The organism is Anaerobiospirillum sp. NML120448, from assembly GCF_023050945.1.
Taxonomy (GTDB): Bacteria; Pseudomonadota; Gammaproteobacteria; order Enterobacterales; family Succinivibrionaceae; genus Anaerobiospirillum.
Map to the genome: position 1 here is coordinate 1 of NZ_JALKIM010000006.1, position 26,516 is coordinate 26,516.

Below are 26,516 nucleotides of genomic sequence, written 5' to 3' on the forward strand. Positions count from 1 at the left end.
AGAAGTGAAATGTAGTCACGCCGATGGTAGTGCAACGTACGATTGTGCGAGAGTAGGTCATCGCCAGGCTTAATTTTTCTAAGACAAGGCCCCTTGAGAAAAACTCAAGGGGCCTTGTTGCATTTGTGCATCCTACTTTTTAGACTGGTATAATCGTAGAGCACGTGTCAGTAGGACATTAGGGCTTATTAGATATCTTAAACACCTAATGATTAGGGATCAGCATAGTGGGCATTTTTCAACCATACAATTACAAACAGCGTAGTATTTTGATTTTACTACCGCTTATGTTGTTAGCTATTTGTACTTGGGCTCTTAATCCCATTAATACTCCTGAGTTAGCTCTTAATCAAAGAGATGTATTGCTATTAGCTGCACGTATCTTCTTTCCTGGTCTCTTTGCTATTGCCGTAGCTTTAGTAGTTCCTACTTTTGATCGTCTATTTCAGCTAACCACTGTTACTATAGTTTATGTGTTATCACTATTGCTGACTTTGTCGAGCAATATAAGTGTGATTAACAGTCCTATTATTTGTGTGTTGTCAGCCGTATCTACCTTACTTGCCATGCTGCCATACTCATCTTTTGAGCAAGATAGATTTGCAGGTCAATCAAGACGTTTATTTTTAACTTTATTCTTTGTAGTCTTATTGCCTGTTGTGACGCTGTTAGCTTTATCAGTAATTGTTAAGCAGTTTAATATTTTTATCTTATATACCTTAGAAGATAAATTTGGAGAGGGGCTTCTAAGTGTTATTTATGTTCCTATGTACTTGATGCTGCAATCTGTTGGTTTGCATGATTTGGTAGGACATTTAATTACTTTCAATTATAAAAACAACATGGTAACAGCTTTTGTTAATACTATTATTGTATGTAACATTTTTGCTCTACCTGCTACCATTTTCTTTCGCTCTTTATTTACCAAGAAGCACATTAATCTCTTTTTAACTTTGTTAGTAGTAGTGTGTATTCTTACCAGCTCTATAGGAGCATGTGTATCACTGATCTTATTGCTGTTAGTGATATTTTATCCAGGAGCCTTTGGTGCACTGCTCATTACTAGCATGTCTTGTTTTTTACTGTCTTATTATTTGCATATCCCAGCTATTACCTCAGTAGAAAACCTCTATTTACCTGATGTTAACTTTAATAGCACTAGAGAGTTTTTCACTGAGGGAAATCATAACTTTGGAATGCTTGCTGCTTTTGCTGTTATTGTTCCTTGTATTATCATTGAATTGTCTATGGTATTAAGTAGAGAGAACCTGCTTGATAAGAAAAGAAAGATTCGCTCTATTAATAGAGGCTATACTATCAATGCTAATAGTTCCCCAGAGTTAACTTTATTGGCTTTCCTACGCGCCTTAGGTGGTATTAGTAATATTGTTGATGTTGAGGAAGATGGCAGCTGGATTTATATTCAAGTAATTAATAATGATCAAGTGTCATTTACAGCTCTTAACACCTTAGGCATTAAAAAATTGCTAGTGGACAATGTTAATAATCTTTATTTATGTGATGTTGGAGATCAAAGCCATTTTCTTCATCAAAGATTAAGTAAATTCATTGAAAATAGCTTTACTGTAAGTGAAAAAGAAGTAGCTTTAAGTACCCCATTTAATATTGAGCCAATGCCTTATGCCAAGAAAGCTCAAAACAAAGATTAAATTATTTTTAGGTATTTTTAAATTCAGAGGTGGTCATGAACGACAATCAGGCATGGAAGCAGGTAACTTTGATAGCCAATGGTGATAAGGCCGAGGAAATCTCAGATATTCTGTTTTTCTTGGACGCCGTTTCTGTTACTTATCAGGACGCTAAAGATGATCCTATTTTAGAGCCTTTGCCTGGAGAGCAGCGCGTATGGCCTAATACCAAGGTAATAGGTTTATTTGAAAAAGGCACTGATACTGCCCCTGTAGTGTCCTATTTACAGCACCTTTATGGCGATAACTTCCCTATTGTTGCTCATGATTTAGAGGATCAAGATTGGGTAAGAGCTTGGATGGATAATTTCAAGCCTATTAAGTGCGGTAAGAATTTATGGATCACTCCTTCTTGGTGTGAGACCCAAGATGGTATCAATGTGATTTTAGACCCTGGTTTAGCTTTTGGTACTGGTACCCATCCTACTACTTTCTTATGTTTAGGCTTCCTTGATTCTTTAGAGAATTTATCCGAAAAGGAAGTACTTGATTATGGTTGCGGCTCAGGCATTTTAGCTATTAGTGCTTTAAAGTTAGGTGCTAAAAAGGCTTATGGTGTAGATATTGATCCTCAGGCATTAATTGCCAGTAAGGATAACGCTCAGCGTAATCAAGTTGAGGACAAGCTTGAGTTATTTGATGGTGCAAGTAAGCAGATACCACAATGCTCTATTGTAGTAGCTAATATCTTAGCTGGCCCATTAGCTCAATTAGAGCCAAATATTGCTGCTTTGTGTCAGAGCCAAGGTAAGTTAGCTTTATCTGGTATTTTAGAGTCACAAGCTCAAGAGGTTATTGATGCTTACTCTAAAGACTTTGATATTGAGTATACCAAGGTAAAAGAAGGCTGGGTTTTAATTGTAGCTACTAGAAAATAGCCCTAATAATAATTAATTCCTTGAAAAAGCGAGATAGCTCTTTGTTGTCTCGCTTTTTTGTTGCTAAGCTATAAAACCTAAGTCCAGTAAAGATAAGTAGTAGCCACAAGAGGCCCTCTTAACTGTTTACCCACTAGATTTGTTAAAGCTTAGTTAACATAAGATAGATAGCCGCCTGCCATCTCATGTTTATATGTTTTGTTTGCTATCTACGCTGATTATTAACTGCAGTCTAAAGGAAAGGAAGTAATTGAAAGTTCGCATTCTCGTGCTTAATAGCGATAGTTTAGCCGCACTTAGTGTTACTGATGAGCGCCTTAGTCATGGTTTTAAACATCATACTAATATTAACTCTATTACAGACTTCATCTTAAGTTCTAAATTCAACACTTTACTAAGTTTGCCTGCCGATTTAAGTCAGCACATTAACTTGCAAGATGAAGTGTTTAGCAATTGTGAGTTTTACTCAATAGACAATGAGGCTAACTTTGATTGTGCTTATGTAAAAGAGCACTTTGATGTGATTTTCTTCTTTTTACATGACAATCTAGAGGCTAATTTACGCTTAAATGAATCAGTACTTAATTTATTAAGTGATCCTAAGGGCCCAGACTTTTTTATCTTTAATTTACAGATAAGCAAGACAACTTGGGAGGCCTATCAATTAGAGCCTTATAATTATCAATATCGTGCTTTCAATTATTTTTTCCAGCAAGTACTGCCTTTAGCTAAGTTGGTTACTATTAGTAATAACCAAGAGCAGTACGCCAATAAAGAGCAGTATCTTAAGTTTTATCATCAGCTTAATTTAGCTGAGCCTAATTTTCATGAAACTTTGAATGCTTATTCTTTATTCAAGCCTATAAAAACAGCGCAAAGCTTAATAAATAGTCTCAAGGTGTTAACTGAGCATAAGAACTTCCATCCGCACAATATTGTATTAAACTCAGCTTTATTTAATCACCATCTTGTTTTTGGTATGTCTCCTTATGGGGCTAAGTTATTAAAACAAGTGCATGATTTATTTCCGCAGGCTAATTTAATCTTAGTGTTAGATAAGAGCTTTTACTCTTATATCAATAGCTTTAAAAAGTTACCATCCGAGCTCTTGGCTAAATCTAGTATCAGTGGTAGTGCTTTGTCTTACCAGCTTGGTAATAGTGCTGTTGCTTATTTAAATGAGGTAGTTGCCAATTTAATTAAGGTTGAGCTATTTAAAGAGCAAGATAATTTGCCGCCTTTTCCTGAGTCTTTAGATGGTTCTTTCTATGACCATGATCTAAACGAGAGCTTAAAAGAATATTCCAGCTTACTGCAACAAGCTTTTATCTGTGTGGACTATAGTGATTTTGCTAAGCTCAATGCAGATTTAGTAATTTCCGATAACTGCTATGCCTTAAGAGTAGCTTTAGCTCATGGTATTGCTTGTTTGCCTCTTAGTAATGATATTGATCAGTCTTTGGAGGTAAGTTATGAGGATTTTGCTATTTTTGATGCTAGCAAATTAGATTTCTTGGATTTGTTGTTGCCTCAAGCATCAATGTTTTATCCTAAGCTTAAAGAACAGGGCTTAATGAATTATTGTCCTGCCGTTGGGCATTATGGTGCACAAAATAACCATGCTTTGTTAGAGCAAGGATTAATTCCCAGCTTGTCTTTAACTAAGGTGTTATCCTCTAGTTTAAGTAAAGAGCTAGAGCTAATAGATCCTGTTAGCCCTATGGATGAGAGCTTAAATGAACTTAAGCATCACAGTAGCGTGTTGATAAGTAAATTAGCTGAATTTATAGAGAGTAAAGCTGAGCAAGATAGTGCGCTTAATAAGGTAGCTCAGCTATCAAACTATACCAATAGTCAGCGCTATCAATTGCAATGGCAGTTTTTACAATATTTATCAAGCAAGCGTAATAGTTTAAAAATATTAAGCTTTGGCTGTTCAAGAGGTCAGGAGCTTTGTGATTTAACCTGCTTGTTTGAAGATCAGCTTATTACTGGTGTTGATGTTAATTATGATGTATTAGCTGCTGCCAAACAGTTGCAAAGCAATCTTAAAACCTTGGCTCCCCAAGAGCCTCAAGGATATACCAAAGTATCTTATTTAGGGAGCTCAGCCTATTGGCGCTTAATGCACTCTAGTCAGCTGGAGTTAAGTGAGCAATTTGATATTGTTTGTGCCATGACTGTTTTATGCCGTCATCCTGAGACCGTAGGTATTGCCAACAGTAGTGAGGTTTATCCTTTTGAGGACTTTAACAAGCTGTTAACTATTATTGATAGCTTGGTAAAACAAGATGGTTTGCTATGTCTTTATAATGCTAACTATCGTCTTGAGGATAGTGCTTTATCTGACAAATATGTCAAAGTCTTTCCTTGTAATAGTGAGGAGCTTGATAACATGCCAAATCACTTAAAAGCATTATATGAAAGTAGTTCTTTGAGCGAAAAGATTGGTTATGTCAGCAAATTTGCCCCTAATGGGGAGCCTTTAAATGCCAGTGAGTTAGCTTCCATAGGAACTATTTTCTTAAAGGTCTCTTTGTAATTAATGGTCAAATATGTGAGAAACCTAGCAAAGTGAGCTTACAAGTACCTTTATACCTAGGTTCTTAAAGGGCATTGAAAAAAATATACCTAAAAAAATAGGCTATAATGTTAGACCCCCTAAGCATTTTGCTATAGGGGCTACATTACTTTTACTAAAGCATAGTGTATTAACATTATCTTTAATGAGTGCGCAAACAACCTAAAAGATCCTTTATATAATTTATCAAAGTGCTTTTGGGTATTTATAAGAACCATAGGTTTAGCAAAAAGTTTCATCTATATTTCATCATGGTGAACTTGGTTAACAGTCTTTAGGAGAGCTGAGAATGGCCAAAATTAGACCTCGTGAACGTGCAGCAATTATTCAATCATTGCGAGCTGGTGTTACTCCGAGAGTAGGTTTGGAGCATATTCAGGTAGGACGTGTTAATGAAGTAAAGGCTATGATTGAAGAGCTAGAGCGTGTTTGCTCTGGCGGTAGTACTTTTAAAGTGGTAGTAGGTGACTTTGGTGCTGGTAAAAGCTTCTTTTTACAGTTGGTACGCTATTTAGCCTTAGAAAAGGGCATGGTAGTAGTTAATGCCGATTTAGCCCCAGATCGTCGTTTACAGGCCTCAAGCGGTCAAGCTCGCTCTTTATATCAAGAATTAATGCGTAATATGGCTACCCGTGCTCATCCAGAGGGTAATGCCATTGTTTCAGTAGTAGAAAAGTTTATTACTACTCAAATTGCAGCAGCTCAAGAAAGCGGCGAGAGCGTTGAAAATGTCATTAAGAAGAAGCTCTATTCTTTATCAGAGCTAGTTGATGGCTTTGACTTTGCCGAAGTAATTGCTAAGTATTACCAAGGCTATGAAACTGGTAATGAAGACTTAAAGCAAGCTGCTATTCGTTATTTACGTGGTGAATACGCCACTAGAGTTGAGGCTCGCCAAGAGCTAGGCGTACGTGGCATTGTAACTGATAGCTCTATTTATGATCATTTAAAGCTCATGTCACGTTTTGTCTGCCATGCTGGTTATAAGGGCTTATTGGTTAACTTAGATGAAATGGTTAACCTTTATAAGTTACCATCAGCTCGCTCACGTAGCGCCAATTATGAGCAGATCTTACGTATCTTAAATGACTGCTTACAAGGTAGTGCTGAGAATATTGGCTTTATGCTAGGTGGTACTACTGACTTCTTATGCGACACCCGTAAGGGCTTATACAGTTATGAGGCCTTACGCTCACGTTTGGCAGAAAACACCTTTGCTCAGATAGCTAATGTAGTTGATTATCATGGCCCTGTATTAAAGTTGGCCAACCTCTCACCTGAGGAACTATTTGTACTCTTGTGCAATATTAGAAAGGTATTTGCTAACGGTGATGAGAGTAAGTATTTACTTCCAGATGAGGCTCTAACTGCTTTCTTACGTCATTGCTCGCAAAACATTGGTGAGGCTTACTTTAGAACTCCTCGTAACACTATTAAAGCCTTTGTGGACTTATTATCAGTATTAGAGCAAAACCCTGAAATTAAGTGGCAGTCACTTATCAGTAATATTAAGCTTGATAATGAGGTTGATCCTACTTTGGTTACCTTGCCAAATGATACTAAGGATCAAAATACTAGCTTATCATCGCTATCCAATCAGGATGATGATGAATTAGTAACCTTCCAACTTTAGCCTAATATAATTTAAGCTTTAGTCCTTAAATAGCAGAGGTAAAACTCTGCTATTAGTGATGGGTATTGTTGTTTGCTAATAAGAGGCTGTTGATATGGCAGAGGATTATCTAAAGCTCTTAGATCCTTTGATTTGTCGTTGGATTGGTCGTCAAGGATGGCGTGATTTACACCCTATCCAAAAAGCGGCTATTAAGCCAATTTTAGAGCATAAAGACGACGTTATTATCTCCGCATCAACAGCAGCAGGTAAAACTGAGGCTGCCTTTTTGCCTGTTCTAAGCTATATCAAGCGTAATGAACATCAATTAAAAGGTGTATCAGTTTTATATATTAGTCCGCTTAAAGCTCTGATTAATGATCAAGCTCGTCGCCTTATGGATATGGCCGAAGTAGTTGGCGTTAAGATTACTCCATGGCATGGTGATGTAGCTGTTAATAAAAAAGCTAATTTACTGAAAAACCCTTCTGGTATTGTCCTCATTACTCCTGAGTCTTTAGAGTCTTTGTTAATTAATCAAAAGGCTATCTTTCAGGAGGCTTTTAAGGATTTAAGCTACATTGTCATTGATGAGTTCCACGCTTTAATGGGTAAAGAGCGTGGTTATCAGTTGCAGTCTCAATTGCATAGAATTGAGAATCTTATTGTTAAGAGTCCAGTTCGCATTGCAATTTCCGCAACCTTTTCTAATGATATTGGCTCTGTTGCTTCTTATTTGCGTGCTAATAACGCTAAGATTAATTGCCAGATTGTTACCTCTTCTGCGCAAACTACTACTGCTTTAGCGGTAAAAATACTAGGCTATAACATCCCTAAAACTATGGATGAAGAGCCTCGTATTATTGCTCCTATTATGCATAGCGAAGCTATTGTGAAGGTGGCTCAAGATATCTATCGTTTATTAAGAGGTAAGAATAATTTAGTATTTACTAACTCTAGATCTGATACTGAGCAGCTAGCTAATAACTTAAGAGAGCTTTGCCATAAAAACATGGTGCCAGAGGAATTTTTCCCTCATCATGGTTCTTTATCAAAGGAATTGCGTGAAACTTTAGAGCATAGACTACAAGATGGTCGTCTGCCTACTACAGCTATTTGTACTTCTACTTTAGAGCTGGGTATTGATATTTCAGATGTGCAGTCTATTGCTCAATTTGCTCCACCGACTACAGTAGCCTCATTACGTCAGCGCTTAGGTAGATCTGGTCGTCGTGATGGTCGGGCGGTATTACGCTTATTTATTCCAGAGTATGATGCATCCATTAACCGTTTATCCTCCATGCTTTGTGAGGACACAGTATTAAGTGCAGCGACCATTAATTTACTGCTAAAACGTTGGTACGAGCCGCCATTAGCTCAAGAGTATGCTTTTTCTACTTTAATTCAGCAAACTCTATCGGTTATTGCCTCTTATGGTAGTGCCTCGGCTAAAAACCTTTATGAGCTTTTATGTAAAACTGGCCCATTTAGCATGACTACTCCTAGCATGTATGCCCAGTTACTAAGATCATTAGGTATGTCAGACTTGATTATCCAAATGCAAGATGGCACTTTAACCTTGGGCCTTGAGGGCGAGCGCTTAGTTTCCAATTACGAGTTCTTTGCTGCTTTTAATAATAATCGTGATTATAGAATTGACCATGATGGTAAAACCATTGGTCGTATCCCTCTGCTTAGCTCTTTGCAAGAAGATGAGACTTTCTTATTTGCAGGTAAAGCATGGAAAGTAGTTTATTTTAATGAGCAAAAACGAGTAATTGGCGTTAAGCCATCTCAAACTAAAACTAGTGGCTTGCCTTTATCTGGTGTAGGTGGTTTAGTGCATGATGCTATTCGTGAAGAAATGTATCGTATTTACCTATCAGGTGAGGTACCACCTTGCTTAGATAAACAAGCTATGGCTAATTTTGAGCAAGGCAGAAAGTATTTCTTTAACTATCATCTTGATGAGCAAGTGATGGTTAATGGCCCCTCTGGAGTGGCGCTTTTCCCTTGGAAGGGTGATCGCATTTTAGATACTTTGGTGTTGCTATTAAATAAGCAGTCCATTGGGGCTAATCGTTCTGGCTCTCATATTGAGCTGGAGTATGCTAGTTTAGATAACCTTAAAACAGCAGTAAACAATATCTTAATGGCAGGCGACATTGAGCCTCAAGAGCTTCTAAAAAAGGTCAAGAACCTTGATTGGGAGAAGTTTAACTGCTATTTACCGTTGGAGCTTAAGTACATTACTTATGCTCATACTCATTTAAATATTGCAGGAGCTCTAGAGTTTTTAGGGCGCTTAAAGCAAGAACTGTAAGCAAAGTTAATTACTTTTTTCATTCTTATAAGCTAAAGATATTCTTTAGGTTAAATTAATGATTTATATGTAATCACCATAATATTCTCAAGAGGACAGCCATGAAAATCATTAGACGCTCTAATGTAGATGACTCCCACTTAAACGCACTAGTGGCCGATCCTATTTTGCGTCAAATCTTGGCTCGTCGTGGAGTTAAGAATAATGATGATTTAGAGGTCAGCCTAAAAAGCATTTTTCCTCCTGATCGTTTGTTAGATATAGGAAAAGCTAGCAGTATTATTGCAGATGCCATTATTAATAAGAAAAGGGTTCTTATTGCTGGCGATTATGATATCGATGGCATGACTGGAACTGCTCTGGGGGTCAGATGCTTAAAAGCTTTTGGCTTAGATGAGCATTTGATTACTTATTATGTGCCATCTCGTTATGCTGACGGCTATGGCCTTAACATTAAAATTGTTGAGCGTGCTATAGCTTCTAAAGTTGATCTCATTGTTACTGTAGATAATGGCATTACCGCCTTTGATGCGGTAGATTTTGCTAAGCTCAATGGTATTAGTGTAGTAATTACTGATCACCATGAAGTGCAAGATCGCTTGCCTAATGCTGACGCTGTAGTTGACCCTAAGCGTAAGGGCGATACTTTTCAGTCAAAAAATCTTTGCGGCGCAGCTGTATTGTTTTATGTCATGTCAGCTACCCGTTCTCGCTTAATTGAACGTGGTTATTATCAATGTATTAAAGATTCACCTAGCATGGGCCAATTTCTAGATTTAGTAACTCTAGGAACTATTGGTGATGTGATGTCCTTTGATACCAATAATAGGCGCTTAATTAAGGCAGGTCTTAAGCGTATTAGTAAAGGAAGAACCATTCCTGGCATTCAGGCTTTACTCAGCTACCTTAAGATTGATCCTACCAAGATTAGAGTAAAGAACATTTCCCATGAGCTTTGCCCTCGTTTTAATGCCGCTACCAGAATTAAGATTGCACAAAACCCTGCAATCTTAAATTTGACCAATGACGATTACAATTTGGCTATGCTTTTTGCTCGCCAGTTGGACTTATGTAATAAGCGTCGTGCCGATCATGAAAAGATCATGTTAGCTCGAGCTTTTGAGCTTTATAAAGAAGAAAGATTACAATCTGAGCAACAATTAGCCCAAAGTAGCCAGGCCCAGGTAGATTTACAAGCTTTAGAAACTGCCTCAAAAGAAGCCAATAAAATTAACTCTAATGAGGCCTTAGTATTCTCTGATGAGGAGGATATAGCCGATGCGTACAATCAATTTGACCAGGTTCTTACCAATAGTGGCCATAATAATGATGATGCAGGTATTGTTTTATACGATGAAAGCTTCTTAAAGGGTGTCTCTGGCTTAGTTGCTAACCGTATGAAGGAGCGCTATAACAAACCATGTATTATCTTTAGCTCTGATAATAATAATATTGATGATAGCAATATTAATCTTATGGGGGTAATTGACAACAATGGTTCCCTGACCCCACCAGAGCTTGTAGATGAACATGGTTACAAGGCTACTTTGGACAGTCAAGCTGACCAATCAGTAAATCAAGTCAGCTCCAAAGACCAGCCTAACTCCCAAGATCCTGCCACTTCCCAAGAGCAAGCTGTGTCAAAAGACCCAGCCTTATCTATTAGTTCCAAGGATAGTGGTGAGCTGGGTGCTAATAGCGCTAGCGACAGCACCAGTGCTGGTGCAGGCGCAAGCGCTGGTGCCATTGCCAGTGCGGGCGCTATTGAGAAGGATAGTGCACTTACTCAGGAAACAAACGATGAGTTTGATTTTTTAGAGGATGGTGGTGATAGTGCTATTATTGGCAGCACAAATGAGCAATCTCAAGCTAGTGCCAATAAGAAAAAGATCAAAAAAGGCATTACTGTAGTTAGCAGTGCTAAGCTTGTTTCTGCCGCATCAGGGCCAAGTATGGTTAATGCTGATCAGGTAGAAAGCGAGCAAGATGTTGAGTACTTAGATGAGGGGGATATACCTTTAGTTGGCTCTGCCCGCTCTGTTAATGGCATTGATCTGATGAAGGTCTTTGAATATATCAAGAGTAAAGAGCCTAAGATCTTTGTAGCCTGTGGCGGACATGCTGTTGCAGCAGGTGCTACTATTAAATATCGAGATTTAGCTCGCTTTAAGACCTTATTTAGTCAAGGATGTGCTCACGCTTATCATAAGGCTGAGGAAGAAGAGGCCATTGTTAGTGAGTGTCAATTGCCTGATGCCTATTTATGCTTAGATTTTGCCCGTGACTTAGAGTATTTTGGCCCTTGGGGTAAGGACTTTGAGGAACCTATTTTTGATGGTGAATTTTTAGTAGATCAGGTCACCATTATTAAAAATAGACATCTTAAGGTGTTATTACGTACTAAGGACAATACTGTGGTGGAGGGTATTAAGTTTAGAGCTAACGCTAAAGAGCGCACCATGATACCTAATATCAAGGTCAAAGTTGTTTATACCTTGGGTATAGATCGTTTCTTTGCTAATGAGCGCTTAGTATTGCAAATTAGTAATATTGAGCCTGTTTAAGAACATTAAGGCTGTTAACATTTCATGCTAACAGCCTGATTTTTAATAGACAGGAAAACTAAATTAACTAAGCTTTCTTTTCTTTAAGACGACGCTCACAGTATAAAGCAGCGCCAATAATACCAGCTAAGTTGAGGGTTTCAGCTGGGATAACACGTGCTTGTTCTATCTTAATTTGATCAGAGAACTTTTCAAATTTCTTAGAAGCGCCACCACCTAAAATAAAGAGATCTGGCTGTACTAAGAATTCAATACGATTTAAGTATTCATTAAATCTCTTACCAAACTCCTTCCACTTGAGATCTAACTTTTCACGAGCAGCATCAGAGCAATAACGCTCAGCATCATCGCCATTGAGGATAATATGGCCCATTTCAAAGTTAGGAAGTAGTTCGCCCTTAAAGAACATAGCTGTGCCTAAGCCAGTGCCAATGGTAACAATTAACACTTTACCTTGTTCATTGCGACCAGCGCCAAAACACATTTCGGCAAGACCAGCTACATCAGCATCATTAGCGACAAAAACATCAGTGCCAAGCTCTTTTTGTAACAATTGTTCAACATGAACATTTACCCAGCTCTTATCAATATTGGCAGCAGTTAATACTTCGCCATTAATAACACGGGCTGGGAAGCCACAAGCAATAGGGCCTTTATAGCCAATGGTAGTAACTAATTCTTTAATAGTATCGGCTACAGCTTGAGGAGTAGATGGTTGAGGAGTTTTAATACGAACACGTTCAGTTAGGAGTTTGCCTGTATTTGTATCTACAATTGCTCCCTTGATGCCACTGCCACCAATATCAACACCTAAAAGTTCCATAATTTAGTCTCTCAAGCAAACTTTTTAACACTATTATTGGTAGCTTGTAAAACTTTGTTTAACCTTAACTACCAGTTAATTTAAAAGACACTAGCTTGCACTAGCAATCTAGCTCTAACTACTAATTATATATGGCTAATATTAAATTTAAGGTTGCTCTTAAGGGCAATCGTGCTCTAAATCACAAAACTACCATAGCATAGGCATTAGCTGCCAATCATAGTTATGAAAAACAAGTTAAAATTTATAAAGTTGCACCAAAAAAGCTAGTAGATCTACTTTTAGGCTAGATCCTTGCAATAGTATTACCCCCTTAGGCCTTTATTTTTGTTTGCTAGAGCACAGATAGATCTAAGTGCTTTAGGATAGAATCTTAGCTTATCAAGCTAGATCGTAATTTTTGGAGTTGGTTTATGTCTTCTCTACCGCATCACATTTTTACCTCACAAGAGATCCGTATTATGGAGCAGGAGCATGCTGCGGCCAATAATGGTCATTGCTATGATCTTATGGAAAAGGCAGGCCGTTGCGTATTTGAAGAAATGCGTAAGGTCAACTCCAAACCAAAAATGGTGTATGTGCTAGTAGGTAAAGGCAACAATGGTGGTGATGGTTATATTGTTGCGGCCTATTTGCTTAAATACCATATTCCTTATCGCCTCTTTGCTATTGGAACCCCACGTAAAGAGTCTGAGGCCTTTGCTGCTTATTCTTTCTTTTTAAAGTTAGGGGGCAAAGTTGAGCACGAACTGCCAAATCTAGTCACCGAAGCTCAAAATGGTAACAATCCTGATATTGTTATTGATGCCTTATTAGGTACAGGTTTAGATAGCGCTCCTCGTGAGCCTTTTGGTCAGTGGATTGATTTTATTAACAGCACTAAGGCTTATAAAATCTCTATTGATGTCCCATCAGGTGTTAATGCTGATACTGGTTATGTTTATGACAATAGCGTGGTAGCCGATAAGACTATTTGTATGATGGGCTTAAAGTCAGGCTTGCTAACCTCTGATGCGGTTGATTTCGTAGGTGAAATTGAAGTTAATAAGTTAGGGGTCGATGTTAATTCCTATCATGGAAAGCATCTCTCCTCAGAGATTGATGGCTGCTCCTATTTAAAAACTTATTTAATCACTTATGAGGAAATTATTTCTGACTTGCCAGTGCGTGCTTTGTCATCTAATAAGGGTGATGCTGGTAAATTATTATTAATCGGTGGTTCCTTAGGTTATGGTGGCGCTATTAATATTTGTGGCCATGGCGCTTTAAGAGCGGGCGCTGGTTTAATTAAGGTGGCTACCGATAAAGCTAATGTTGCCTCACTAAACGCCTCTCGTCCTGAGCTTATGACCGTAGATTTTAATAATTTAGACGAGGTACAAGCTGCTATAGAGTGGACTGATGTAATTGCTATTGGCCCTGGATTGGGACTTAATGAGCATTCAGAACAGCTCTTAGATATGGCGCTCAATGCTGATAAGCCTACAGTGGTTGATGCTGATGCTCTAACTATTATGTCTAAAAGAGATCTTTGCTTCTCTAAACATACCATTTTAACTCCTCACCCAGGCGAGGCAGCTCGCTTACTTGGTTGTAGCATTAGCCAGATTAATGAAGATCGTTATAAAGCTGTTTACGAGTTACAAAAACGTTGTGGCGGTGTGGTGTTATTAAAGGGAGCTGGTACTTTAATTTGCGATGGTAAGAGAATCAATGTAGTTAAAGAGGGCTCTCCTGCACTTTCATCAGGCGGCATGGGTGATATCTTAACTGGTGTCATTGGCTCTTTAAAAGCTCAAGGCCTAACTTTAATGCAAGCTGCCAGTGCTGGCGCTTGTGTTCATGGTCGTTCAGGAAGTTTATCTGGTGAAAATTGTGGCGTTATTGGTACTTTAGCCTGCGATTTATTGCCTTATATTCGCTATTTAGTAAATAAGCGTCCAGGATTAGCTGATTGTCATTATGAAAAGGTAGTATCACTAGCTGAGCGTGCCTCCTACATGCTTGCACAAAGCAAAGTGATGAGTTAAACCGCACCTCTTCGTGCCCATCCAAGCCCATCAGGGCTTGGCTTGGCAAGCATGGTAAGAGCCTGCCATGCCCTGCCATGCCCATCCTAGACAAGGCTAGATTGCCTTGGCAGCGCCAATGGCAAGGGTAGGTACCAAACCTGCTTACTTTTATAGACCATAATGGTAGCGAAATTCCGATTTAAACTTCATAAGCTTATAATAATCATTAGTTATTCGATGTTTATAAGGACAATATGCATAATCAAGTAACATTTACTTTAGCTGATGAAGAGGCAACCATTAACTTGGGAGCTAAGTTAGCAAACTTTTTACTTACTGCTTTAAATAAAGTTGAACAACGAGCTCTAAGTGTCAATTTAGAAGGTGACTTGGGTGCAGGTAAAACAACTTTAAGTCGTGGTCTCTTGCACTCATTAGGTTATGTAGGCACAGTTAAATCTCCTACCTATACTTTAGTAGAAAGCTATCAAGTGCCAGACCATAATCTTGAAGTATTTCATTTTGACTTGTATCGCCTCCTTGATCCTGAGGAGCTTGAGTTTATGGGCATTAGAGATTATTTTGCGAAAAAGGCTATTTGTTTAATTGAATGGCCTGATCGTGGTTTTGGTCTGTTGCCAGAGCCTGATTTAAAAATCACTATTTGCCATCAAAGTGAAGGTCGCCTGGTTACAATCAGCTCACAGATTTTTACTAAAGAGGAGCTAGACGCTTTAGTTTAGTTAAGTCTAGTAAGATTAAGATAGTTTGCTCAATTTAGGTAAGGCAAACTATCTTATTTGTCAAAATTTGAGAAAATCTCTTAAAATTAAAAATATATAATCAGTTAAGTTTTCTGTAATATTTGGGCTTTGATCAATCAAAAGTTGTGGCAACTATAGCTCATCTAATATTCTCATGATAGCTTTATTGTGGTTTTAACTAGCTATCTTTTCCAAAATTTTTATTACTTATTTTCACTGATGTAGCAAACCTGTTAGGGTAATACATTACATGGTTTTGGTTTTCTTACTAGTACGACACATAATCAATGCTAGTATATTAATTTGGTAAGGTTGGTTCATGGTATCAGCTCTTGTGCGCTTAATGCCCTTGGTAATGGGGCTGCTAGTGCTCCTTGGTTTTATGTCTACGGCTCAAGCTGATAACATCTTGAGAATACGAGCCTTCTCTAATGCTGATAAATCTCGTGTAGTATTAGATTTAGACTATAAGCCAAAATACTCCACTGCTTATGCAGATAAGGGCGATAGCTTTATTATCCGCCTTAATGATGTAACTAACTATAAAAGTGCACCTAATGCTCTTAGTATTGAAAAACGCTCGGTAATTAAGGGCTTTTCTAAAAATTTAAGTGGCAATGATGTGCGTTACATCTTTTCTTTAGCAGGAGCTGGCACCCCTAATGTTTTTGTTTTAGAGCCTATGAATGGCCAAAACTATCGCTTAGTAGTGGATTTTCCTCATACGGCCTCTGATCGTAATCCAAGCTCTAATGAAGAGGTAAAAGTTTTAAGTCAAAAAGATGCCTCTAAATTGGTAGGAACAGGTCAAGGTGCAGGTTTGCCTCCTGTTAATGTAATTACCATTGATGATGCTGATGCAGCGGAAAATTCGCTCTTAAATTCTTTGTCCTCTGTGGGATCAGATGGTATTAGAACTATGACTCCTGAGCAGGTTCAAACCTATCAGGAGCGTATTGAGCAAATTAATGCGCAAAAAGAGGCTCAAGCTGCTTTAGCTAATAAGAATAAAAATAACCAAACAACAGCTAAGCGTCCAGCCCAAGTAGAAGAGGAAGTGTTAGATACTCAAGCTCCACCGCCTCCTTTAACTCCTGTGGTACTCCCAACAGCTAATCCTTATGTGATTGCTATTGATGCTGGCCATGGTGGTAAGGATCCTGGTGCTATTGGTAAACGTGGCGTAAAAGAGAAAAATGTTACTTTAGCTGTGGCTACTCAATTAGCTAAATATGTAAATTCTAATCCTCGCTTTAAGGGCACCTTAATTCGCTCTAAAGATGTGTTTGTGGATTTAGATAAGCGCTCTGAAATCGCCCGCTCCCATAAGGCTGATATTTTAATTTCCATTCATGCTGACTCAGTAGCCTCTGGAAGCTCTGCTCGTGGCGCTTCGGTGTGGGTACTGTCTAATAATCGTGCTCAAAGAGAAAATAGCAAGGTGTTAAAAGGCGATAAGGGCCAGTTACTCTCAGGTGTATCAGAGGTCTTATCCTCTACAGATAAACAAAACCCTTATTTAGCAGCTACTATCTTATCGATGAGCTCTGATAATACCCGCTCTGAGGGTTATAACATGGGCCAAGAGATTTTAAATAAATTAGGCAAATTTACTAAATTACATAAAAAAGAGCCTATTCATGCCTCCTTGGCGGTACTAAAGTCACCTGATATTCCTTCTTTATTGATTGAAACAGGCTTTTTGTCCAATCCTTATGAAGAAATTCAGTTAAATCAGCCTAATTATCAAAAGCAGATTGCTTATTCTATCTATCAAGGCATTGTCGCATATTACGAAAAATATACTATTCAGCATATAAAGAGCCGCTATGAAAGTGCTATTCGTACAGGTGCAGCTAAGGTAGTAATTCACGAAGTGCAAAAAGGCGAGTCCTTATCGGTTATTGCTCAAAAATATAAAAAGACTGTTTCGTCCATTAAGCAGCATAACAGGCTTACTAGTGACAATATCCGTATTGGTCAAAAGTTAGTGATTCAATAGTAATTGCTAATACTAAGATAATTACCTCCAAGGCTCAGCAACTCACTGGGCCTTGTTGCTTTATAGCCAGAGAGCCCACCAAGCCCCGTCCAGGACAAGCATGACTTGTCCTGGGCGGTGCGAGGCTAAATCCATCTTAGCTAAGCTAAGATGAACTTAGGCAAAGCAAAGCTTAGGCAAAGCAAAGCTTTGCTCTTGAGAGTTTTAACATATGGGGCTCACAAGGAGAGCTTTATGTCTATTAAACGTTTATCTGTACAACTAGCAAATCAAATTGCAGCTGGCGAGGTAGTAGAGCGTCCTGCATCTGTTGTTAAAGAGTTGGTGGAAAATGCTGTAGATGCTAAAGCAAGCTCCATTATTGTGGAAATTAAAAATGCTGGTAAGCAGCTTATCAAGGTTACTGATAATGGCCACGGTATAGTAAAAGATGACTTACCTTTAGCGCTAGCTCCTCACGCTACCTCTAAAATAGCCTCCTTAGAGGACTTAGAGGCTATTATTACCTTAGGCTTTAGAGGTGAAGCTTTAGCCTCAATAGCATCAGTATCGCAATTAAGCTTAACGTCTAACACCAAAGATCAAGAGCATGGCTATCAAGTTTGTGTATCTGGTGCTGAGCAGCATCCTGTGATTGTTCCTGCCGCTCATGGCGTAGGTACTACCATAGAGGTTAAAGAGCTGTTTTTTAATACCCCAGCTCGCCGTCGCTTTTTAAAATCAGACAAAACTGAATTTAGTCATATTAAAGAGCTATTAGTACGCTTAGCTTTAGTTAATTTTGCTATCGAATTTAAGTTTATTAGCGATGGTAAAGTGGTATTTCAGGTACCAGCTCAAAATAAAAGTGCGCTACCAGATCGTATTAATAAATTATTAGGTAGTGAGTTTAAAGGGGCTAGTTGGGCTTTAGACAATACTGATCCTAATTTTATTAAAGCCTACCAAGCTCATATTAGTACTGAGTATCAGCCTTTTTACCTTAATCATGATTGCGATCCAAGTAAGATTAATGATCCTTTAGGAAGCAGCATTTTAAGTATTCATGGCATCTTACTTAAGCCTCAATCCTTTAGTAAAAGCAGTCCCGATAAGCTACTGACTTTTTTAAATGGTCGCTGTATTTCAGATAAAACCATTAATCATGCTTTAAGAGAGGCTTATTTAAACGCAGTTCAGCAAGATTTGGATTTTAAGCCAGCTATTAGAGGCGTGCTCTTTATGGAGTGCGATCCTTATAGTGTGGATGTTAATGTTCATCCTCGCAAAGATGAGGTGAGATTCCATAATCCTAATTTAATTCATGACTGCATTGTGGCCAATATTAAGGCTGTGATGGAGCTTCAACATGTTAATAAAGCCAATATAGCCTCAGGCACACTGGATATTGATTACACCAAGCTCTCAGACCCAGCTCCCGAGCCAGACCCAAGCACCAGCTTGGGCCAGGGCCAGGCCACTGGCCAGGGTCAGGCCCCTGGCCAAGCCCTTAGCCAGAGCCTGGGCCCAGATGCTTTTACTAAAGCGCAGGAGATAGATTTAGAGCTAGAGCCTGAGCTTGGTCCTGAGCAGGAGCAAGATTTAGAGCTGGAGGTTGAGCAAGATTCAGAGCTTAAGGCAGAGGACTTAAATACTACTGCTCTTGGTCATTATGCTTTTAATGCTGTGCAAACAAGCCCTGTAAATACAGCTATGGCTTTTGATCAGGGACACTATGGTAGTCAAAGACTTGGTTTAGACTATAGAAAGGACTTTACTAATAGTATTGCTCAATATTTACAAGCTACTAAGTATCAGACTAATAAGTTAGCAGGGCATGGCTATGGCAAGCTAGTAGACTTAGCCTCCTTACCTAGTGAGTCTCAAGAGCAAGAGCGCTGTGATAGTGCTAAAAAGCTAGTATCCTCTCATAGTGTGGTTGATTTTGCTTTATCTAAGCAACGCCAAGAGCCCTTATCCTTAGATAAGGTCTTACTAAGACAAGAGAGCCTGCGCCATCAAACCAATCTATCTGCCACTCATATAAACCATGATGAGCCCTCTAATAGTACTGATCATGTTAGTAGCGATGATTTAAGCGAAGCTCAAGGCCCTAGCCTTGCGCAGACCCCAGGCCCTAGCCAGGGCCGGGGCCGGGGCCTGGGCACAGACCATGGCCTGGGCCTTAGCCTGGGCACAGGGCAAGAGATAGAGCCTATCTCTAGTAGGCTACAAAGGGCAAAGGAGGGTGCTCCTGGGGATACCAGGGCGGCTAACAACATAGCGCTGATGGGGGCGGGCGCTAGTTTAGTAACGGGTACTAGCCCTTGGGCCGAGCAGGGCCTAAAAGAAATAGGCGTGCCTGTGGCTATGCCTATGGCTGGGCCTAAAGTTGAGGTAGGGGAAGTTGAGAGCTCATTTGTAGTTGAGGATATCAAATGTGAGTTTTTATCCTTGGTAACTGCTGATGTTCTTTTAATCAGTGTTGATCAGCGCTATTTTATGATTAGGGGCAGTGAACTTAATTATGAAATACTTAAGCGTAATTACCTTAATGAAGTTTTACAAAAGCAGGTTGATAGTTATCATTTAGAGCTGCCTTTTGCTCTTAAATGTGATGTTAATTTAGTAAAAGCCTGTAAGCAAAAAGAAGTGATAGCAGCAGCTAAGCGTTGTGGCTTTGTCCTTAAGTCTCAAGGTTCACGCTCTTGTGTGGAGCTGAGTGCTATTCCTAATATTATTGTAAAAAGTAATTTAGCTAAGATTGCGCTTGAGGCTTTAAGCTTGATTTGTCTTGCTTGTGAGGCCATTAATGAAGAGGGCAAAGCTCCTGAGCAGTTAGCAACTTTGCTCTCACGCTCTAAAAGCATGTCAGTAAATACCTCTTTAGATGGTGTGCAATTAATTGCTAAGCTCAATAAAGCCAGTGTTATTACGAACTTAATAAAGTATCATCATGCAAAAGAGCTTAATTTGCTATCTTTGGCCGTCAGTTTACTAAGAAGCTAATTCTTGCGCTAAACTATGAGATTTTTATAATGTACGGCACTATCTTTTGGCTCAAGAATATTAAGAGGATATTCCATGTTTGACGCTGTAGTGATTTTAGGCCCAACAGCATCGGGTAAAAGCGCCCTGTCTTTAGAGTTGGCTCGTAATTATAATTGTGAGATTATTTCTCTAGACTCTGCTTTAATCTACAAAGGCATGGACATTGGTAGCGCTAAGCCTAGTAAAGAGGAACTTAGTGTTTGTCCTCACCATTTGATTGATATTTGCGATCCTGCACAAAGCTACAGTGCGGCTAATTTTAGAGAAGACACTATCAGGCTGATTAATGAGATTAAACAGCGTGGAGCCTTACCTATTATTTGCGGCGGTACTATGATGTACTATAAGGCTTTAGTAGAGGGATTATCACCACTACCTAGTTCTACAGCAGAGGTCAGAGCCAAGGTTCAAAAGATAGCTGATGACAAGGGGTGGCCATATGTACACTCTTTGTTAAAAGATATTGACCCTGTTCAATATGAAAAGTTAGCGCCTAATGATAAGCAACGAGTAGCACGTGCCTTAGAGGTTTACTTTATGACAGGTAAGGCTATGAGTTCATTCTTTGGTGATAATAAAGACCAATGCCCGTTCAATCTTTTCGAAATTGTTTTGCTACCTCAGGATAATGATCGTAGTGCTTTGCGCGTCATGATTAAAGAGCGCTTTGAAAAGATGCTAGAGCAAGGTTTAGTAGATGAGGTACAAAAGCTCTTAGATAGAAAAGACCTCACTGATGATATGCCTGCTATGCGTGCAGTAGGTTATAGACAAGTTGCCATGTATTTACGTGGTGAAGTTAGTTATGAGCAAATGATTGAACTTAGTGTTATTGCCACAGCCCGCTTAGCCAAGCATCAAATGACTTGGCTTAGAGGTGGTCTTAAGGAAAATAACCATAGCGATAAGATAGTACGTCATTGTTTGGCTATTGAGGATAGTAACAAAACACAAAAGATGTTAGATCTTATTGCTCAAGAACAGTCATTTACCGTATTTAAGCAAGTTTAGTTGCTATAATTTTAGTTAAGGCACTTGGTCAGAGCTTTATTCTTTAGTAATGGTGGACCTATATGTCAGATACTTTCACTAAGAAAAATCAGGCCCAACTTTTAAAGCAAGAGACCTTTATTGTTTCGTCTTTACAATTGAATGAACAAGAAAATGCTATTCAAGATAGGGTTATATTAGCTAAATATATAGCAGATATTGAACTTGCTTTAATGTCAGAGGAGCAAGCCCTTTTTAATAAAAGAAAGGAAATTACTCCTGTTAATTTAGTTAACTCTTTGCAAGAGCTGATTGTAGACTGTCAAGAAATAGCGGTCATGGCTACTACTATGGCTCCCTTATGGAGCTTTGATAGAATCAAGTTTTTCTTGTTATCACTTGAAGAAATATTAGTTTTTGGCGATGCAAGTTTTAAACAAAATGGTGTATTTTTAAAGAAAATTATTTTAGCAGCGCAAGAGCGTTTTGATATGGCGGCCCTTGCCGATCTATTTTCTGGTGAGTGCCAATCATTGTTACGTTATTTGTTGAATCAAGTAAGTAACAAAAACAAAAAATGATGCTGGGAAGCATTAATCATTCTTTTATAGGAAAAAATAATTTATGGCAGAAAAGGAGTTTGAGCCTTTAGGCCCAACTATTTTAGTGCATGTGGAGTTACCACAAGCCAAAAACCAAGAAGATTTAGAAGAACTCCATCGCCTCGCCGAATCGGCAGGATCTAATATTTGTGATGCTATAGTCTGTCGTAGAGATGGCATTGAGCCTCGTACTTATATTGGATCAGGAAAAGTTACTGAGGTAGCAGATGCAGTTAAAGCACATGATGCTAAGGTAGTAATTTTTAATAGTCCTTTAACTCCAGCTCAAGAGCGTAATTTAGAAAAAGAGATTGGAGTAAGAGTGATGGATAGAGTTGCTCTTATTTTGGTTATCTTTGCTATGCGTGCTCGTACTTATGAGGGTAAGTTACAAGTTGAGTTAGCGCAATTGCGTTATGAGCAGGCCCGCTTAGTTCGTGGTTGGACTCACTTGGAGCGTCAAAAAGGTGGTTTTGGCCTTAGAGGTGGTCCTGGTGAAACTCAGATTGAGCTTGATCGTCGTGCTTTACGTGAGCGTATTAGTGCGATTAAAGAGGACTTGGAGGTTGTAGCCCGTCGCCGTGAGCAAAACCGACAAGAGCGTAAAAAGAATGCTGTACCTGTAGTTTCTTTTGTAGGCTACACCAATGCTGGTAAGTCAACTTTATTCAATCGTCTTACTAGCTCTAAAGTCTATGCAGCTGATCAGCTCTTTGCTACTTTGGATCCAACCTTGCGTAATATGGTGTTACCAACAGTAGGTAAAGTAGTATTTGCTGATACTGTAGGTTTTATTCGCCATTTGCCTCATGAATTAGTAGCTGCCTTTAGAGCTACTTTAGAAGAGACTATTCAATCAGATTTGCTCTTACATATTATTGATATTGCTGATCCTCGTATTGAAGACAATATTGAGGCGGTAAATGCAGTATTGGAGCAAATTAAAGCTGATCAAGTGCCAACTTTATTGGTATTTAACAAGTCAGATTTGAAGGACGATGTTGCTATTGGTATTGTCCGAGACGAGACTAATAAGCCTATTAGAGTTAATGTCTCAGCTAAAAATGGCTTAGGCCTAGATGATCTCTTAGCTGCTGTTAGTGAGTTACTAACTTTAGATCAATGTGAATTTGAGCTTAAGTTAGGTCACCAAGACGGTAAGTTAAGAGCAGCTTTATATGAGCTTAAAGCTCTAGAGGTTAAAGGCTATGATGAGCAGGGGCATGAATTGGTATCAGTTAAGCTCAAGCCATCAGATGCCGCTCGTATTGAAAAGCTCTCCTCAGGTCGCTTAAGTGCTTGTTTAATTAATCATCAAGGCACCCTTCCTTGGGTTCAAGAGGAAAGCTTTGACTTTGATGATATAGATTAGCCCAAAGCCAAAGCTCAAGACCCGTGCCCTGGCCTTGCCATGGCAATGGCCTGGGCTTGGGCTTGAGCCTTAGCTGATATTAGGCCCAATATCAGCTAGTGAGTGCTAGCTAAAAAAGCGCAAAGTTTAAAATTTTTGTCACTTAAAACAAGATTGTGATGCTAGTAATAGGATAAGCAGGTTTTATTTAAGTAGAATAAGCCCATTGTTTTGCTGAAAATACTAATTTTTCATGCAAAAATTAGTCTGCTAAGTCTAATTTAAGTGATTAGCGTTTAAAATTAACGATTAGCTTTCCAATAGAGCGCAATACAAGTTTTTTTTATTACGGCGTTTCGTTCCTATTTAGGTTAAATCAAAGCTTAGGTTTTGGTGTTAGCTTTAGTTAGGGCAGTGAGTGTTGCATGTTAGAAAACAATTCAAATATGGGATGGAATCCTCCAAGTCAGGGTCCTGATGGTTCAAAGGATTCTCGCCCACAAAATCAAGATCGCGATCCTTTGGGTGGCGAAAACCAAAATGACAATCCGTGGACCCGTCCTCGTCGTAACAACGAGAACGATGTTGGCCAATTCTTTAAGAAAGCTGAAAAGATTTTGTCCAATAAAAAAGGCGGCATGGGTGGCATGGGCGGTAATTTCAAGCCTAAAAATGGTGTTAAGGGCGTATTAACAGCAGTAGTGGCTGTTATGCTTGGTATTGCTATTTTTAATGGCTTTTATACCGTAAAAGAAGCTGAGCGTGGTGTAGTATTACGCTTTGGTAAGTTCTATGAGGTAGTAGATCCTGGTTTACAATGGAAAATTCCTGGTATTGACCAAGTTACTACTGTGGATATTGAGCAGGTTCGTTCTATTCAGTCCTCAGGCGCTATGCTTACTGAGGATGAGAACGTAGTAATTGTTGAAATGGATGTTCAATATCGTATTAGCGATCCTTTCCAATACTTATACTCTGTGACCAGCCCAGATAATTCCTTAATGGAAGCTACTGATAGTGCTTTACGCTATGTAGTAGGTCATACCTTAATGGATGATATCTTAACCTCAGGTCGTGAGCGTGTACGTCAAGATACACGTGAGTTGTTAATTTCCATTATTGAGCCATACAAAATGGGTCTAAGCATTGTGGATGTTAACTTCTTGCCTGCTCGTGCCCCTGATGAGGTTAAAGAAGCATTTGATGATGCTATTGCTGCTCAAGAGGACGAGCAACGCTTTAAGCGTGAAGCTGAGGCCTATGCTAATGAGGTTTTACCTCGTGCAGAAGGTCAAGTACAGCGTATTCGCCAACAAGCAGAGGCTTATCGCTCTCGTGTGGTCTTAGATGCCCAAGGTGAGGTAGCTCGTTTCGAGCAAATTCTACCTGAGTATGCTGCTGCCCCTGAGATCACTCGTACTCGTATTTATCTTGAGACTATGCAAGATGTATTAGGAAATTCCTCTAAGATTATTTTAGATACTCCAGAGGGATCTAATCCTGTTTTATACTTGCCTATGCCTCAAGGTAGTGGTGCTCCTACAAACAATAATGCTAAGGCCAGCACTCCTACACAAGTACCAGCTTATAGCGCACCAAGCACTTCAAGCTCTAGCACCCCATATTATTCATCTAACTCACAAAATAGTTCTAACACTACCACAACAGGTCGACGCAATGCAGATCGTCAAGTAGGTTATAGCTATTCCCAAGGAGGTAGATAATAATGCGTAGTTCTTCATTTAACTTAGCGATTACTGGCTTATTAATCGCTGGATTTTTAGCCTTTAACTCAGTATTTGTAATCTCTGAGGGTAATGTTGGTATCGTAACTCGTTTCGGTAAGGTATTACGTAATTCTGATTCTGAGTTAGCCGTATCTACTCCTGGCTTACACTTTAAAATTCCATTTATCGATAAAGTACGTGTCTTAGATGCTCGTATCCAAACTTTATCAGCTCGTGCCGATCGTTTCGTTACTGCTGAAAAGAAGGACTTAATTATCGATTCATATGTAAAGTGGCGTATTAGCGACCCATCAACTTTCTATTTGACCACTGCAGGTGGCAACATCATGCAGGCAGAAGAGTTATTACGCCGTCGTATTAATAACTCCTTACGTAGTCAGATTGGTCGTTTAACCATTCACGAGATTGTGTCTGGTCAAGAAAAGGCTGGTAGCTATGGTGAAATGGATAGTTCCTTTGACAGCGTCACTGATAAAAAGGACTTAGGTAAAACCTTAGCTACCCAAGTTACTAATGACGATACTTTAAAGGTAGACTCAGACAAGCTTAGCGACACTGCTAATGATGATGAAAATATTATTAGTAGCTCTAAGCGTGATCAAGTTATGCAAAATGCTTTGCGTGACTTAGGTAAGGGCTCTAATGAACTTGGTATTCAAATCGTTGATGTGCGTATCAAGCAAATTAACTTACCACCTGAGGTTTCCAACTCCATTTATCAGCGTATGAGAGCTGAGCGTGATGCAGTAGCTAAATTACACCGCTCTCAAGGCCGTCGTGAGGCTGAGACTATTAAGGCTCAAGCCGATCGTGAGGTAGCAGTTAAGATTGCAACTGCTGAGCGTGAAGCACGTCGCCTCATGGGTGAGGGTGATGCTGAGGCTACCCGTATTTATGCTGATGCCTATGGTCAAAATGCTGAGCTCTTTGATTTCTTACGCTCTATGGACGCTTACAAAAAGTCCATGTCTAAGGGTAATGATGTCTTAGTGCTTAAGCCAGATAGCGAGTTCTTCCGCTACTTTACTGACCCTAGCAATGCCAAATACAAGTAAAAGCTAGCTTTTATTAAACAAAAAGGCCGTATCGTTAAGATACGGCTTTTTTATTAACAATAGTGCGTTATTAAAAGGCAAGGGCTGTTAATTTTAGTGCGCAGCTAATCAAGCTTTGGCTAAACTATTAGCTTTTTGTAAATTTTAGGTGCAATTTGTTATAAGGAGCTTTGAAAAATTTTATTTATCAGCATACAATAAATAAAGCGTTTTGTTTGGTGAAAAAAACAAAGCGCTTTTTTTGTGCATATAGCTGACATAAGGAAGGGCCTGAAAGCTTGTCGTATTTAGACTTTTCCTTATGTCAGCTTAAAGCGTTAATACTAGTTCTACCTTACTTAAAGAGCCTGACAAATAGGCTAAACTAGGCTAGAATTAAAGTGTTTGCGTTGCGCAAATCAATAGGGTTTACATTAACTATTAAATAGTTAAGTAAAACTTTTTGTTTTCTTAATACCACCGAGAAAAATAA

The 26,516-nt window shown here is 39.0% G+C and carries 16 protein-coding genes; 15 read left to right on the forward strand and 1 reads right to left on the reverse strand.

What is annotated here, in order from left to right:
* Positions 1-227 precede the first annotated feature (227 nt).
* From MXE38_RS01910 to MXE38_RS01935, 6 genes are all read left to right on the forward strand, one after another.
* Positions 228-1,670, forward strand: coding sequence for a hypothetical protein (locus MXE38_RS01910; RefSeq protein WP_246910557.1), 1,443 nt, complete (start codon positions 228-230; stop codon positions 1,668-1,670).
* 35 nt (positions 1,671-1,705) lie between these two features.
* On the forward strand, positions 1,706-2,587 hold the full coding sequence (gene prmA, locus MXE38_RS01915) for a 50S ribosomal protein L11 methyltransferase (protein ID WP_246910560.1): 882 nt from the start codon (positions 1,706-1,708) through the stop codon (positions 2,585-2,587).
* Between the two features lie 250 nt (positions 2,588-2,837).
* Positions 2,838-5,129 (forward strand): hypothetical protein, encoded by a 2,292-nt coding sequence (locus tag MXE38_RS01920; protein ID WP_246910563.1) that lies wholly within the window; start codon positions 2,838-2,840, stop codon positions 5,127-5,129.
* 328 nt (positions 5,130-5,457) lie between these two features.
* Positions 5,458-6,801 carry an ATP-binding protein gene (locus MXE38_RS01925; protein ID WP_246910566.1) on the forward strand — a complete coding sequence of 448 codons (1,344 nt, stop codon included), beginning with the start codon at positions 5,458-5,460 and terminating at the stop codon, positions 6,799-6,801.
* A 94-nt stretch (positions 6,802-6,895) separates the two neighbouring features.
* Complete coding sequence (locus MXE38_RS01930) at positions 6,896-9,103, forward strand: DEAD/DEAH box helicase (RefSeq protein ID WP_246910569.1); 2,208 nt, start codon at positions 6,896-6,898, stop codon at positions 9,101-9,103.
* A 101-nt stretch (positions 9,104-9,204) separates the two neighbouring features.
* Complete coding sequence (locus MXE38_RS01935; protein WP_246910571.1) at positions 9,205-11,667, forward strand: DHH family phosphoesterase; 2,463 nt, start codon at positions 9,205-9,207, stop codon at positions 11,665-11,667.
* A gap of 67 nt (positions 11,668-11,734) precedes the next feature.
* Here MXE38_RS01935 and ppgK read toward each other — a convergent pair whose 3' ends face one another.
* On the reverse strand, positions 11,735-12,490 hold the full coding sequence (gene ppgK, locus MXE38_RS01940; protein WP_246910574.1) for a polyphosphate--glucose phosphotransferase: 756 nt from the start codon (positions 12,488-12,490) through the stop codon (positions 11,735-11,737).
* A gap of 413 nt (positions 12,491-12,903) precedes the next feature.
* Between ppgK and MXE38_RS01945 the strand changes: the two genes are divergently transcribed.
* From MXE38_RS01945 to hflC, 9 genes are all read left to right on the forward strand, one after another.
* On the forward strand, positions 12,904-14,520 hold the full coding sequence (locus MXE38_RS01945) for an NAD(P)H-hydrate dehydratase (RefSeq protein ID WP_246910576.1): 1,617 nt from the start codon (positions 12,904-12,906) through the stop codon (positions 14,518-14,520).
* A gap of 236 nt (positions 14,521-14,756) precedes the next feature.
* Positions 14,757-15,245, forward strand: coding sequence for a tRNA (adenosine(37)-N6)-threonylcarbamoyltransferase complex ATPase subunit type 1 TsaE (gene tsaE / locus MXE38_RS01950; protein ID WP_246910578.1), 489 nt, complete (start codon positions 14,757-14,759; stop codon positions 15,243-15,245).
* A gap of 403 nt (positions 15,246-15,648) precedes the next feature.
* Entirely contained in the window at positions 15,649-17,268 is a 1,620-nt protein-coding gene (locus tag MXE38_RS01955; protein WP_246910580.1) for an N-acetylmuramoyl-L-alanine amidase, read from the forward strand.
* A 234-nt stretch (positions 17,269-17,502) separates the two neighbouring features.
* Positions 17,503-20,256, forward strand: coding sequence for a DNA mismatch repair endonuclease MutL (mutL, locus tag MXE38_RS01960; protein ID WP_246910583.1), 2,754 nt, complete (start codon positions 17,503-17,505; stop codon positions 20,254-20,256).
* Positions 20,257-20,331: 75 nt separating this feature from the next.
* The gene (miaA, locus tag MXE38_RS01965; protein WP_246910585.1) at positions 20,332-21,309 is read left to right on the forward strand and encodes a tRNA (adenosine(37)-N6)-dimethylallyltransferase MiaA; all 978 of its coding nucleotides are present in this window, start codon (positions 20,332-20,334) and stop codon (positions 21,307-21,309) included.
* A 62-nt stretch (positions 21,310-21,371) separates the two neighbouring features.
* Positions 21,372-21,869 (forward strand): hypothetical protein, encoded by a 498-nt coding sequence (locus MXE38_RS01970; protein ID WP_246910587.1) that lies wholly within the window; start codon positions 21,372-21,374, stop codon positions 21,867-21,869.
* A gap of 43 nt (positions 21,870-21,912) precedes the next feature.
* Complete coding sequence (hflX, locus tag MXE38_RS01975; protein WP_246910590.1) at positions 21,913-23,262, forward strand: ribosome rescue GTPase HflX; 1,350 nt, start codon at positions 21,913-21,915, stop codon at positions 23,260-23,262.
* 425 nt (positions 23,263-23,687) lie between these two features.
* The gene (gene hflK, locus MXE38_RS01980; RefSeq protein ID WP_246910592.1) at positions 23,688-24,965 is read left to right on the forward strand and encodes an FtsH protease activity modulator HflK; all 1,278 of its coding nucleotides are present in this window, start codon (positions 23,688-23,690) and stop codon (positions 24,963-24,965) included.
* Between the two features lie 2 nt (positions 24,966-24,967).
* On the forward strand, positions 24,968-26,044 hold the full coding sequence (gene hflC / locus MXE38_RS01985; protein WP_246910594.1) for a protease modulator HflC: 1,077 nt from the start codon (positions 24,968-24,970) through the stop codon (positions 26,042-26,044).
* The last annotated feature ends 472 nt before the right edge of the window (positions 26,045-26,516 follow it).

What these genes read in the sequence shown, in the direction of transcription:
- prmA (WP_246910560.1), top strand. Translation starts at nt 1,706, where the DNA reads ATGAACGACAATCAGGCATGGAAGCAGGTAACTTTGATAGCCAATGGT.
- MXE38_RS01925 (WP_246910566.1), top strand. Translation starts at nt 5,458, where the DNA reads ATGGCCAAAATTAGACCTCGTGAACGTGCAGCAATTATTCAATCATTG.
- MXE38_RS01930 (WP_246910569.1), top strand. Translation starts at nt 6,896, where the DNA reads ATGGCAGAGGATTATCTAAAGCTCTTAGATCCTTTGATTTGTCGTTGG.
- MXE38_RS01935 (WP_246910571.1), top strand. Translation starts at nt 9,205, where the DNA reads ATGAAAATCATTAGACGCTCTAATGTAGATGACTCCCACTTAAACGCA.
- ppgK (WP_246910574.1), bottom strand. Translation starts at nt 12,490, where the DNA reads ATGGAACTTTTAGGTGTTGATATTGGTGGCAGTGGCATCAAGGGAGCA.
- MXE38_RS01945 (WP_246910576.1), top strand. Translation starts at nt 12,904, where the DNA reads ATGTCTTCTCTACCGCATCACATTTTTACCTCACAAGAGATCCGTATT.
- tsaE (WP_246910578.1), top strand. Translation starts at nt 14,757, where the DNA reads ATGCATAATCAAGTAACATTTACTTTAGCTGATGAAGAGGCAACCATT.
- MXE38_RS01955 (WP_246910580.1), top strand. Translation starts at nt 15,649, where the DNA reads ATGTCTACGGCTCAAGCTGATAACATCTTGAGAATACGAGCCTTCTCT.
- mutL (WP_246910583.1), top strand. Translation starts at nt 17,503, where the DNA reads ATGTCTATTAAACGTTTATCTGTACAACTAGCAAATCAAATTGCAGCT.
- miaA (WP_246910585.1), top strand. Translation starts at nt 20,332, where the DNA reads ATGTTTGACGCTGTAGTGATTTTAGGCCCAACAGCATCGGGTAAAAGC.
- MXE38_RS01970 (WP_246910587.1), top strand. Translation starts at nt 21,372, where the DNA reads ATGTCAGATACTTTCACTAAGAAAAATCAGGCCCAACTTTTAAAGCAA.
- hflX (WP_246910590.1), top strand. Translation starts at nt 21,913, where the DNA reads ATGGCAGAAAAGGAGTTTGAGCCTTTAGGCCCAACTATTTTAGTGCAT.
- hflK (WP_246910592.1), top strand. Translation starts at nt 23,688, where the DNA reads ATGGGATGGAATCCTCCAAGTCAGGGTCCTGATGGTTCAAAGGATTCT.
- hflC (WP_246910594.1), top strand. Translation starts at nt 24,968, where the DNA reads ATGCGTAGTTCTTCATTTAACTTAGCGATTACTGGCTTATTAATCGCT.